The following is an 11,917-nucleotide window of genomic DNA, read 5'->3' on the forward strand; positions in this document are numbered from 1 at the left end:
GATCTAGCGCAGAAAACACTGAATTTTTACAGAACTCAAAAAAAATTCATCACTGTTGCATATGTAAGTTATTCCCTACACGCTTTAATGTGGATGAATTTAATTGATTTGGCGTATCTGCCATTGCTTGATCGTCACCATGCGCTAAATATGAAAGCGCGATAATGGCATCACTTTCCCATGTAATTTGGGTAAATTTAACGCGGTCACCGACAAAAATACTGTCTAAAAGGACAACTCGGCTCGGCACGGGGTCAAACTTAAACAAGCCAACATAGTTAAACGAACCGCTACCTTGTGTCGTTACAATCATCGGTGCAGTAATCCATGAAACACCCTCAATTTCACGCTGACTAATAAACGCAGTTGGAACAAGTACCTGACCTTTTGTCGCACCTGCATCATAATCGCCTATCAAATAGCCGTTTTCTTTATCCCACTCATCAAGAAAAGTGACCGCTCCCTGCTCTGGTACTTGAATCGTCCATGGGTTGCGTGAAGTAATTCCCAGCGTCTCTTGCACAATAACATTGGTTTCTGCTTCCGTTTGAGGGAACTTAGCCATGATCTCTTCATCAGACAAACTAAAGCGATAAACACCCGCGATCACAACCACGACCAATAATACGATCGGAATAAGAAGAATAAGTGGTATCGGCAGGATTCTTTTGTGAGCCATGAAGACTTCCTTGTTTAAAGGGATAAATGAAAAAGCGAGTATAGCATTGTATACCCAAATGATTTCATCCCTTCAAGTGTTTCAAAATTAAACTAAACTGACTGTATCCAAATGATTTTCAAGCCCAGAGTTCATAACTTGCCACTGACACTGCTCTCAGTGTTCCAAATTCATTGGTGTATTGGGAAGAATAGGTAATCACGATGACAACAACCATTCATACATGCGAATGCGCTTGCGGTTTAGTTGAGCTCCGTTGTAAGGGAGAACCCATCCGTACATCTGTCTGCCATTGTTTTGAATGCCAAAAGCGGACAGGCAGTGTGTTTGGGGTACAGGCTCGCTTTGATAAAGAGCACGTAACCTTAAACGGTGAAGTCACCTGCTATACCCGAATGGGGGATGATGGCAGCGAGGTTCAGTATGAGTTTTGCCCTTCTTGCGGCACGACAATGCGCTTATTGGTCTCTACATTTCCTGAAATCATGATCATTCCCGTCGGTCTTTTTACTGATAAAGAGTTCCACCAACCAACGGTTTCCATCTATGAGCAGAGGAAACATGGATGGGTGAGTTTCGAATGTACAATGGAACACATCAGGTAGGGGAAATCCCCCTCTATGTCGTTATCACGGTCAACGCAAAAGCTCTATAAATGAGATTTTTTTGAGAATGATCAACCGAGTTTTACTGTAAGGGGTTTCGTAACGCGGTGTGAGCGTTATAATCGGCTCCTAACATTTGGTGGGGTTTTATTGTGATTTCCAGACTTCCTCGTTGGGTGGAATATGGCGCGTTTCTACTTGCCCTTCTCGCGGGCTGCGTCAATGCCGTTGGTCTTCTCGGCTTTCAACATCAAGCGATAACACATCTTTCGGGAACCGTAACTCAGCTAGGGAACAGCTTGCTAACAGGTGTGGATAGCTCCATTCACCTGCTCTTCATCGTATTTAGCTTTTTGATCGGTGCTGCCTTTAGCGGCTTTTTTATTGAGAGCAGTGCGTTAAAACTAGGGCGAAGATATGGTGTTGCACTGTGCATAGAAGGGAGCTTGCTCCTACTCAGTTTGGGCTTTTTGGTGCAAGGGGATTTGTACGGCCAATATCTAGCGTCAGCAGCATGTGGATTACAAAACGCAATGATCACTACATTCAGCGGCGCAGTAGTCAGAACCACACATATGACTGGGATCATCACCGATCTGGGGATTATGATTGGAGAAAGCTTAAGAGGTCGTCAATTTGATAGACGTAAAGCAAAGCTATTCCTATTCATTTTCTTCGGATTCTTGCTTGGCGGTGTCGCGGGAGCCGCACTATTCGTGGTATATGGATTATATACGCTCGTTTTCCCTGCAATATTGGCTTTCGCTACGGCTCTGATCTACTGGAGTTACCTTTACGTGCTTAGTCGCCAACAAAAAGCATAAAATCTCGAACCGATTGAGGCCGAATGCTTCAATCGGTTGTAGCTCAACTCTCTCACCGCTGCACATCATAATAAACGTTTTATCGTGTTGTAACGCAGCTAAAAAACCTTATAAGAGCTAGGGCTAACAGGGCTTCCGGCAAAAAGTTAGTTAGATCAAAGTCACATTTGTTTAGCGTTTTATTATTCCAGTCACAATGCGCCCCATAATTCTCTGCGCTGCCCTCGCCCCGTGCTACAATTTTCTAACACAAGCAACATATTCATATACACTTATACGTTATTTGACCAATTACCCGACAAATCGGCTGAATAACTAGATGTATTTAATGAATAGTATTGCAATGGATGCAGTTTGCGGGTACCCTCCGCAAAACTGTGATTAAATACGGATGTTTAGTGAATATTTATGTCATGGAAATGGCAAGTATTGACTAGTAGTAACACGAGACAACTATGCATAATACCACTAATGCTACTGAAGCACCTAAGGGCAACTTTTGGATGTTTTTCATCCCTTCCCTTATCGGTCTTCTACTCTTTATGGCTCCGATCTCATACGATGGCGGCCTAACTATCCCTGTTGCGGTTATGGCAAAAGTCATCCCGGCAGTATTAGGCGATACCTTGATCGCTATCGTCACCAGTATCATCGCTTTCATGGCAGTCGCTTCTGTTCTTTGCAAAATTTTCAAGCCTGCAGCGATTTTACGTAATGGATTTTTAAACGGTCTTTTCAATCCATCGCCACTTTGGCTTATTGTTCGCTTAATCGGTGGTGCAGCCGTATTAATGACATTCTTCCAAGTGGGTCCAAAAGCGATTTGGGAAGAAAATACAGGTGGCCTTGTTCTTACCGGTCTTCTACCAACTTTGTTTGCGGTGTTCATTTTTGCGGGCCTACTCCTTCCGCTTCTTCTGAACTTTGGTCTTCTTGAGCTGTTTGGCGCGTTACTGAGTAAAATAATGCGCCCGGTATTCAACCTGCCTGGCCGTAGCGCAATTGACTGTATGGCGTCTTGGTTAGGCGACGGCAGTGTTGGTATCTTGCTAACCAGCAAACAGTACGAAAATAAGTTCTATACTCAGCGTGAAGCCGCTGTTGTCGGGACAACGTTCTCAGCAGTATCGATCACGTTTAGCTTAGTGGTTATCGCTCAGGTACAGTTAGAGCATCTGTTCCTACCTTTCTACGGCGCAATCTGTTTAGCAGGTATTGTCGCTGCGGTTATCATTCCTCGCTTACCGCCGCTAAGCCTGAAGAAAGATCGCTACATTGATGGCAGCAACCCAGATAAAGATGCTGACGCCGTACCAGAAGGCCACACCACATTCTCATGGGGTATGGATCTAGCACTTAAGCGTGCGGGTCAGGTAACATCTGTTCAGTCGGTATTTAAAGAAGGCGTACATAACGCAATCGACATGGTGTTTGGTGTACTGCCTGTGGTTATGGGTCTGGGTACCGTGGCATTAGTGATTGCAGAGTACACTCCTGTATTTGAAATTCTAGGTCAGCCATTCATTCCATACCTAGAGCTACTGCAAATTCCAGAAGCTGTCGCCGCATCACAGACTATTGTTGTTGGCTTTGCGGATATGTTTATCCCGGCAATTTTAGCGGCATCAATTGATAATGAAATGACACGTTTTGTTATTGCAGCAATGTCAGTAACTCAGCTTATCTACATGTCAGAAGTTGGCGCCCTACTACTAGGCAGCAAAATTCCAGTAAACATTGTAGAACTGTTCGTTATTTTCATTCTGCGTACGCTAATCACATTACCTGTGATTGCTGGTGTTGCTCATCTGATTTTCTAAAATCAAAGCATCAATCAACAAAGGCTCCGCATTGTCGGGGCCTTTTTTATGTCTAAAACTCTATCTACAGCTCTATTCAGATCACTTAATGAGCAAACGCTCATAACTTACAACGAACAGCTCCAATCACGCCCCCTTTTACGACAGTTAAGTCGCTCTCATCTCACCAATAACGCCAAACTGAAACACTATGCTTTACGCAATTCTTTTCATTATGACGCTTTCATTAACAGAGCGCACAAATCTGATCAAACTCACGGTTTTTGTCGTAACTTACCGTTTTGTTTAAATTTGGTTAAAAAAGACAACAAATAGACTCATGTTTTTGACAACGATGTCGATAAAAAAGATAACCAAACACAATAGGTTTCTCTTGATGCCGAATTCGCCCGTTTAAAAAGAGGTGAAAGCATAGTGAAGCCAACCGGGAGAATCAGAGGAAAGCTCATGAAATTTAGACATAAGGTTGTCACAGCCTCGTCATTTTTGCTGCTAATTACCGTGTCACTACTGTCGACGCAACAAGTTATGACGATCCGCTCCCAAACGCAGGAGCACATTGACTCGAGTGTGAACGAGATATTGACCAGTGTTGGCAATACCGTGCAATCAGAAATGAATGCTAAAAAGGATCTCGCTCGTTCTATTACTGAAGTTATCGAACTTAATCCAAGTTCACACAACTACGTTCAGAACATTCTTGAGCGACCAACACCAAAAGCCAGCTTTCTTGCGATTGGCTTTGGTTATGAAAGCAATGGCTTCGTGATTGAAAATGACGACGGCTGGGAAGCAGGACCAGACTACGATCCGCGTCAACGTCCTTGGTTCATCGCAGCTAAAAACAAAGGCGATTTGGTCGTAACAGACCCATACGTCGATGCGTCTTCAAAAAACGTCATCATCTCTGTTGGTACACCAGTAAAAGAAAACGGCCAGTTCTTAGCTGGTATGTTTTATGACCTTGAGCTAACTACCCTTTCTGACCTCGTCAACCAAGTGAATCTGTTTGACGCTGGTTACTTATTTTTGGTCACCGCTGATGGAACAACCATTGCTCACCCTCAAAGCAAATACAACGGTGAAAAAGTTGGTAGCTACCTACCACAGGTCGATCTTACACAATCAACGCAACACATTGAGATCGATGGCGATCGTTATATGATTAACTTGACTCACATCCCGGGCGAGAACTGGTACGTGGGTTCAGTTATTGATGAAGCTATCGCCTACTCTGCCGTAGGAGAGCTTCGTAACAGCGCTATTATTTATTCAATCATTGCTGTGATTGCTTCTGTTATTGCACTGACTCTACTCATTCGCACGCTCATGCGTCCGCTGGACACTTTAAACAACGCGATTAAAGATGTTGCGTCAGGGAAAGGCGATCTTACACAGCGCCTTGAAACTGATACTGACCAAGAATTCTCAGAGCTTGCTACAAACTTCAATACGTTCATGGAAAACTTGCAACAGCAAATTATTGAGTCGAAGAGTATTTCTGATCAAATTTTGAATGGCACTCAAATCACCGCTGAGGGTGCAAAAGATTCGGCTGGTGCTATTCAAACTCAGCTACAAGAGCTAGAACAATTAGCCACCGCGATGCACGAGATGTCTGTTACCGCGACTGAAGTTGCCAATAATGCGCAAGGCGCAGCAAGTGCAGCCAAAGAAGCTGATCAAGCAACGGTTGAGGGCTCTTCTGTGGTCGGTGAATCGACACAAACGATCAACATGCTTTCCGATAGCATTGACCTTGCTGTCGAAGAAGTGCAAGTGCTTGAATCGGCAACCGCCAACATCGAAACGATTCTAAAAGTCATCAACGATATTGCGGACCAAACGAACTTACTCGCGTTGAATGCCGCGATTGAGGCTGCACGTGCGGGAGAATCTGGCCGAGGCTTCGCCGTCGTTGCTGATGAAGTTCGTACACTGGCGCAACGAACTCAAGAATCAACAACAGAAATTCGTACTATGATTGAGCAGCTGCAATCTGGCGCATCATCTGTGGCAAATGCTATGCATCAAAGCAAGGGTAGCGCAGTAGAAGCCGTAGAAAAAGCAGACTTGGCAAACAACGCGCTACAACGTATTCGTGATGCGATTCAGCGTATTTCTGATATGAACTTACAAATCGCCTCAGCGGCGGAAGAACAAAGCTTAGTTGCGGAAGAGATCAACAACAATACGGTGAATATTAAAGACCTATCGACTCAAGTCGCCGAATCTGCGAATCGAACTAACGATGCTATGCAGGCACAGCAAGAAGATGTACATAAACAAGATCAAATATTAAACCGATTTACAGTCTAGTCTTCACCTAAACAAAAACAGCGAGCCAATGCTCGCTGTTTTTGTTTTTAGACCTCTATCGCAGTGGTATCTAGACTTAGAGCGCCTAGTTTTTAGTGTTGTTGCCACTCGGCTCAAAACTGTTATCACGCTTGCTATGCTGCCTTTCCCACTCTAGTTGAATTCAACATGGATATAGCGGTCATTGGAGCGACGATAGAAACGATCATCCACTTTTAAATAGGTGAAATCTCCAATCTTTATGTAGGTACTATTACGAGGAATTCGGTCGTGGTAGTAGTAACTGCGTCTCGGTCGTCGAGACTCCACATAAATAACGTCACGATGTTTATACTTATGCTTATGTTTATGCTTGTGCTTGTGCTTGTGCTTGCGTTTATGATGATGGTGATGCTCATGATGGTGATCATATCGATGACCATGCCTATGTTTCGGGTCAGCCATCACTTCTATACTAAACACACCTAAAGACAATATAACGCCAACCATGGCAAAAGATAATTGCTTGGACACAACAGAGCCTCTTATTGATATCAATAGCAACATAATAGGTAGGTGAATCACTGCACATGTCAGCCTTTCGCCAAGGAGTTTTACTACAAGGTCAAAGCTTATCGTGATTATCAGAGAAAGGTTAAGCATCACTGATATTGATAACTTTTTAAGTCCTCTGTGTTTGGGTTATAAACACAAAAAAGCCGCCCGTTATACAACGGGCGGCTCAGTTTTTAAATAAGCTAGCGTGATTTTATACTGCTTGGGCAAACAGCAAGAAACAGCCGAATAGGAAGATCATGCTCATTCCCATTACGCCGCCACCAGCTTCATAAATATTGTCATCTTCTACTGGCACTCGACGCACTTTCATTGTCATTGATAATGGGACAAAGACCGCGAGAAACACAAGAATAATCCCCGCGTAGCTAAGAATAGCCAAGAAGTGTTCTGGCGCAAACACAGCACCTAGTAGTGGTAGCACAAAAGTAGTAACAAAAATCACTGGCTTACTTGCTTTCAGTAAGTCTGCATTTTGATCGTATAGCGCCATTGCCACACCTAAGAACGACGTTAGCAGTGCTAACCCAGTGAACATGGATAGGATAAACTCCAAACCTTCGTATTGCTGACCTAATACCGAGATTAACTCTGTTACATTGGAGTATTGAACAAGCTCATGAGGTGGTAGGTTACCGACAACTGCTAACAACCATAATAGGTAACAAACAAGCGGAATAGTTGAACCCACGATAATCATATTACGCAGTTGTGTTTTGCTCGCCTCTTTGTTGTAAGTTACAAGCGATGGGATCACGACCATAAAACCGAAACTGGTGAAAAGCACCGAGCTTGTCTTAATTAGCGCCATCTTATCGTCACTCACGACTTCATCAAGTCCCTCAAACGAGACGCTTGGTGCAAGCGCAAAAAGTGTCAGAATCAACGCCACGATCATGCCTAGGAACAAACCGCGATTAAGCTTATCTACAACCCCTGTGCCTGCCGAAACAATGATACCGACTAAAAGAGTAAAACCGACTTGGCTTGCGATCGTAGATGTTGGCAGCCCAATTGAGGCTGTTACTTTTTGTACGAGATCACCCGCACCAATGATATAAGCCATCAATAGACAAACTAACAGGGCGTAAAGCAAGCTGTTGGTTACCAACTGGCCACCTTTACCTAGCGTTTCGCGAGCAATTGCATTCATGCTCACGCCGCCGCCTACTTTGCAACTGGCCTCAAGAAGGAGCAGCGCAGCGTAAGTCGTCCCAGCCCAGATGAATAACATAAGAAGAGTGCCCCAGAGGAGGCCAAATTGAGCAAGCACCATTGGTATAGCAAGCATACCAGCGCCAAGAGCAGTACCTGCAACGATCAGGGAGCTGCCGACAAGTTTTAGGTTCACGGTTAATACCTCTAAATTCAATCCGTTTATTTCTCGCCAGTTGTGCTACATCCAAAGCACACCCAACAAAACGCTCTACTCAACCAAAATTTGGTTACAAGAACCCTATATGGCTAAGAAAACATGCAGCAAAAGGTGGTTAATTCAATTGCACATGAACACTTGAGAGTCGTTTTGGGCGATGTCATCGTTGATGAAATGCGCACAACTTTGGGTTCGAAGCAAAATTGTTCATCTTAATTCATCAACCCCATTCGTTGTGAATGGATTTGGTTCGAAAAGATTGTAAGGCATAAGCAGGACGATTGAAAAGCAAAAGGTCAATCTTCTAGCGATATATTTTAACAACTCTCCTCATTCACCTAAGATGTGTTGTTATTTTCATCACTCATCAGTCTTTTATCGCCTAATGAGAGTAAGAACGTACTCAACCGCTCAATTTTGGATGGGTGTACAAATTAATTTACAGTTCAAGTAAAGGTGTTAGATTCCAGGGGCGTAGCCTAGATCGGACAATATCGCTATTATTCGCTGCGTACCGACACTGTTCGGTTCACATACCTCTAAACACTGATTTACGGTTCGAAACTATAGGTAAATGAGTGTCCGAATGCTGGGTGTGGTTCCCCCAGCATTTGCATCCTTTCTTTTTGGTGTTATCCAAGCTGTCTAAATCTAAGCTAGCTTGCCCATTCTATTAATACGCTTTATCTAACGCTCCGATGATATAAGTTAATGCTGAAACGCCCATATCCGCGACCTGCTTCTCAGTCACACTCATATTTTCATACGCAATCTGCAACTCTACCTCACCTATCGATTCTTTATGAAGATAAAGCTCTTTGTAGTTCATCAACCTCTGTTGAGACTGTCGAGTCAGAGCGACAACATTGTCTTTAGTGACACGATGCTGCTCATTAAGCTCGCTAAATAATTGATATAAAATGCGTTGCATTTTGCGAATTGAAGATTTTTTCTCGATTGATTTGTATGATTGATACTTTTCCATTGAGTTTATAACTGACTAAAATATGTACATTTTTATTAGATAGCTATTCTTATACTGATTGCAAAACAGGTAAATATGAGATGGTTAAACTGGTCCACTTCTTGCTTTATTTAGGTCAAAACTGTCCTTTCAGGAGAGCACATGCAGGTCGATCCTATTATTGAAGCACTGATTGCGAGAAGAAAAGCGAGTGGCCTCTCCCGTGAACAAATGGCAAACATCGCAGGGATGAGCGTGAAAACGTATCAACGGATAGAGCGTGGAGAATCCGACCTGAAACTTTCCCAATATCGCTCCATACTGCGCTCTCTGCATTTGACCGATCTCGACATCGCATTAGATATAAGAGACGTTCAACATGTAACAGCGGATGATCTAATGGCCGTTGCACGCTTGCTCTCTCCTGAAGCTCAGTCCCTACTTGTTCGTCTGTTATCGCTCGTTATTGAACAGCGGAACACAAAAAGCGGCTCATAACCTTATGACTGATTAAGAGCAATGAAATTCCCGCTCGTCCTATAATATTCTCGAATTATGGCCTTCGTTCCCTTTTTCATTGACTCTTCTTTTCACGCTTTAAATCACAGTCGCGTTGTTTGTTCTACGCCTCCCCAAAACGAATAAAACCCGCAGCTTGGCGGGTTTTAGGGCTGTATAAGAAAATACTTCGTTTAATGTGTTTGGGATTTTACTTAGTAGAAATCCTTAAACTCTGGAATCCTCGCCTTACCTCTCAGCAATAAGAAGTTCAAGAATCGGCTCGTCGACGTAGTGAGTATCTTCTCTTCTTCCACACCGTGTTTTTCCAGCAAAGTAATTGCCAAATCTAACTTAGAGATCTCTTCACAGAAGTGAGCGTCAGACCCGGTACTGAAGTAAACGCCAATCTCTTTGCCCAGCTCGACAATGCGATCACAACGGGAATCACTGCCCTTACGGCTTTTGCCTGTCAAAGATGTATTGTTAACTTCAACCGCAACATTGTGCTCTTTAGCACAGCGCAGCACCTGTTCCATATCGAATGGGTAATTTGGGTTACCTAAGTGACCGAGAACATCCACCCTGCCGCTTTTAATAGCACTTATCAGAGCGGCAGTATGCTCAGCTTCGGTCGCGGGCTTGAATACGGGTTCATGGAAACTCGCAATCACCCAGTCAAGATGTTGGTCAGAGGAAGGTGGTAAGTCTATCTCCCCTTTCACATTCAGCGTGTTGGCTTCTACACCGCGGAGAATACCTACATCGTGTAAAAAACGGGGCAAAATTCTTTGATTGTTGAAATGCCAGTAGTGAGGGGCTCCTGGCATTTCGGGAGCATGATCGGTGGTACAAAGAAGTTTTAGCCCCTTATTCTTGGCTGCCAATGCGTTCTCTAAAATGGTGCTGTAGGCATGTCCACTGGCAATAGTATGGGTGTGGCTATCAACGACGATATCCATGGTGACCTCCTAAATTGTGGACGAATTATCGAATTTCGAACGAACCGTTTTGATTGAGAAACAGCGTGAGATCCGCTGGAATTGAGTGATTTAAAACCTTATCTACATTTACGGAATCTGAGTTCAAATAAAACTCCAATGCAGCTTCTGGCTCTGTACCACCACGAATCTTACGATTGACTAAACGCTCTTGTAGAAACTCAGGCTGTGTATCGACGAAGACGGTGAAATCGGCCAAGCGATGCAGTTCTTTCCATACTGGTTCATCTAACAGCAGCCAGTTGCCCTCGACGACGACAATATTGCGTTTAACCTGAATGGCATCATCCACAGGATCATGTAAGTTGCGATCGTAGTAAGGCCATTTGCTGTCTTTCACTTTAAGCTGTTTCAGCTTGTCGATAAGCTCCGTCAGATTAAATGTTTGATAGGATCCCTTAATACTGCGCAGAGGCATGAGCTCGCCATCTCGTTCAATCGTATTGTTGTCGAGGATCTCATTTGGATAGTGGAAACCATCAAAAGGCAGAACCTGAAGTGGCTCTTGGTTTTCATCTTGTTCAGAGAGGTATTCCCAGAACGCAGCAAGGGTTGACTTACCGCTACCCGGAGGGGCACACAAGAACACCACAATGCGTTCCTGCTTCTCATGATAAAGACGGGTAAATTTTTCGATAAGAGGTTGATGGATTCGCTTTACGTCGGCATCAGGAAAGGTAGCTTCGGTTTCAAAACCACTGACGTTTAAATTCACTTTCATGGTGAACCCTTATTGATTGATCTCCCCTTCGATTCTTTCTATCAACATTTCACATGACAGCTTCAACACTGTTTTGATGAGAGATTCGTATCTCATTTGCGAAAAGGACTCAAACGAAGAGAACTTAAGCTGATTGATCGACTCAAGATAAAAGCTGTCTTGCTGAGAAGAGAGTACCGCTTGGTTTTTGATGAAATCGTAAATCACGTCATCCGCGAATTCGACTTTCTCCGGTTGGCTAACCACGTACTCCAAGACCTGATCGTACAATCCGATATCGGCGTAAGTTTCCAAAGAGATTTTGCCCATCGCAAACATCAGCTTCGATACCACATCGGTCGTAACCAACGGACCATCTTCTTTCAATAAAGGATCCACAGCATACTCCTTCACCAGATCGTCTTGGACGAACACGCTCGGAAGTAATGCTTTTAACTTGAGGTTAATTATTTTGTTAGAAACCTGAAGAAACGCAGTGGCATTTTCGCACTCGTCCAGTTTCTCCAGTAATTCGTCTTCACGTGACAACGTATTATGACCTCTCCATTATGTGGCA

The 11,917-nt window shown here is 43.7% G+C and carries 12 protein-coding genes; 5 read left to right on the forward strand and 7 right to left on the reverse strand.

What is annotated here, in order from left to right; translation table 11 throughout:
• Window positions 1–49 precede the first annotated feature (49 nt).
• Window positions 50–679, reverse strand: coding sequence for a hypothetical protein (locus tag LIX84_RS20410; RefSeq protein WP_176319656.1), 630 nt, complete (start codon window positions 677–679; stop codon window positions 50–52).
• Window positions 680–882: 203 nt separating this feature from the next.
• Here LIX84_RS20410 and LIX84_RS20415 point away from each other — a divergent pair, with 203 nt between their 5' ends.
• The 4 genes from LIX84_RS20415 to LIX84_RS20430 all read left to right on the forward strand — a co-directional run bounded on the left by LIX84_RS20415 (window position 883) and on the right by LIX84_RS20430 (window position 6,247).
• Window positions 883–1,284 (forward strand): GFA family protein, encoded by a 402-nt coding sequence (locus LIX84_RS20415; RefSeq protein ID WP_012842460.1) that lies wholly within the window; start codon window positions 883–885, stop codon window positions 1,282–1,284.
• Window positions 1,285–1,436: 152 nt separating this feature from the next.
• The gene (locus LIX84_RS20420) at window positions 1,437–2,108 is read left to right on the forward strand and encodes a YoaK family protein (RefSeq protein ID WP_005391213.1); all 672 of its coding nucleotides are present in this window, start codon (window positions 1,437–1,439) and stop codon (window positions 2,106–2,108) included.
• A gap of 455 nt (window positions 2,109–2,563) precedes the next feature.
• On the forward strand, window positions 2,564–3,928 hold the full coding sequence (locus tag LIX84_RS20425) for a YjiH family protein (RefSeq protein ID WP_031780191.1): 1,365 nt from the start codon (window positions 2,564–2,566) through the stop codon (window positions 3,926–3,928).
• Between the two features lie 447 nt (window positions 3,929–4,375).
• Window positions 4,376–6,247: a methyl-accepting chemotaxis protein gene (locus tag LIX84_RS20430; protein WP_046873719.1), complete on the forward strand. Its 1,872-nt coding sequence runs from the start codon at window positions 4,376–4,378 to the stop codon at window positions 6,245–6,247.
• 153 nt (window positions 6,248–6,400) lie between these two features.
• Here LIX84_RS20430 and LIX84_RS20435 read toward each other — a convergent pair whose 3' ends face one another.
• The 3 genes from LIX84_RS20435 to LIX84_RS20445 form a co-directional block, all read right to left on the reverse strand.
• Window positions 6,401–6,760 (reverse strand): hypothetical protein, encoded by a 360-nt coding sequence (locus LIX84_RS20435; RefSeq protein ID WP_226422075.1) that lies wholly within the window; start codon window positions 6,758–6,760, stop codon window positions 6,401–6,403.
• A 235-nt stretch (window positions 6,761–6,995) separates the two neighbouring features.
• Window positions 6,996–8,153 carry an amino acid permease gene (locus tag LIX84_RS20440; protein ID WP_005391218.1) on the reverse strand — a complete coding sequence of 386 codons (1,158 nt, stop codon included), beginning with the start codon at window positions 8,151–8,153 and terminating at the stop codon, window positions 6,996–6,998.
• A gap of 697 nt (window positions 8,154–8,850) precedes the next feature.
• Window positions 8,851–9,162 carry a hypothetical protein gene (locus tag LIX84_RS20445; RefSeq protein ID WP_226422076.1) on the reverse strand — a complete coding sequence of 104 codons (312 nt, stop codon included), beginning with the start codon at window positions 9,160–9,162 and terminating at the stop codon, window positions 8,851–8,853.
• 141 nt (window positions 9,163–9,303) lie between these two features.
• On the opposite strand from LIX84_RS20445, the gene LIX84_RS20450 reads away from it, so the two are divergent.
• Window positions 9,304–9,639 carry a helix-turn-helix domain-containing protein gene (locus LIX84_RS20450; protein ID WP_005391220.1) on the forward strand — a complete coding sequence of 112 codons (336 nt, stop codon included), beginning with the start codon at window positions 9,304–9,306 and terminating at the stop codon, window positions 9,637–9,639.
• A 215-nt stretch (window positions 9,640–9,854) separates the two neighbouring features.
• Here LIX84_RS20450 and LIX84_RS20455 read toward each other — a convergent pair whose 3' ends face one another.
• Genes LIX84_RS20455 through LIX84_RS20465 form a run of 3 tightly spaced genes read right to left on the reverse strand, consistent with a single transcriptional unit; the run spans window position 9,855 to window position 11,889 of the window.
• Window positions 9,855–10,601, reverse strand: a complete 747-nt coding sequence (locus LIX84_RS20455; protein WP_226422077.1) for a phosphatase — start codon at window positions 10,599–10,601, stop codon at window positions 9,855–9,857.
• A 25-nt stretch (window positions 10,602–10,626) separates the two neighbouring features.
• A complete protein-coding gene (locus LIX84_RS20460) occupies window positions 10,627–11,361 on the reverse strand; it encodes a nucleoside/nucleotide kinase family protein (RefSeq protein ID WP_226422078.1) in 735 nt (244 codons plus the stop codon).
• A 9-nt stretch (window positions 11,362–11,370) separates the two neighbouring features.
• Window positions 11,371–11,889 (reverse strand): MltR family transcriptional regulator, encoded by a 519-nt coding sequence (locus tag LIX84_RS20465; protein WP_005435522.1) that lies wholly within the window; start codon window positions 11,887–11,889, stop codon window positions 11,371–11,373.
• Window positions 11,890–11,917 lie beyond the last annotated feature (28 nt).

The sequence above is a fragment of the Vibrio sp. E14 genome (genome assembly GCF_020515785.1).
Classification (GTDB): domain Bacteria; phylum Pseudomonadota; class Gammaproteobacteria; order Enterobacterales; family Vibrionaceae; genus Vibrio; species Vibrio diabolicus.

Coding starts and splice junctions, on each gene's coding strand:
- LIX84_RS20410 (WP_176319656.1), bottom strand. CDS start 679: ATGGCTCACAAAAGAATCCTGCCGATACCACTTATTCTTCTTATTCCG.
- LIX84_RS20415 (WP_012842460.1), top strand. CDS start 883: ATGACAACAACCATTCATACATGCGAATGCGCTTGCGGTTTAGTTGAG.
- LIX84_RS20425 (WP_031780191.1), top strand. CDS start 2,564: ATGCATAATACCACTAATGCTACTGAAGCACCTAAGGGCAACTTTTGG.
- LIX84_RS20430 (WP_046873719.1), top strand. CDS start 4,376: ATGAAATTTAGACATAAGGTTGTCACAGCCTCGTCATTTTTGCTGCTA.
- LIX84_RS20445 (WP_226422076.1), bottom strand. CDS start 9,162: ATGGAAAAGTATCAATCATACAAATCAATCGAGAAAAAATCTTCAATT.
- LIX84_RS20450 (WP_005391220.1), top strand. CDS start 9,304: ATGCAGGTCGATCCTATTATTGAAGCACTGATTGCGAGAAGAAAAGCG.
- LIX84_RS20455 (WP_226422077.1), bottom strand. CDS start 10,601: ATGGATATCGTCGTTGATAGCCACACCCATACTATTGCCAGTGGACAT.
- LIX84_RS20460 (WP_226422078.1), bottom strand. CDS start 11,361: ATGAAAGTGAATTTAAACGTCAGTGGTTTTGAAACCGAAGCTACCTTT.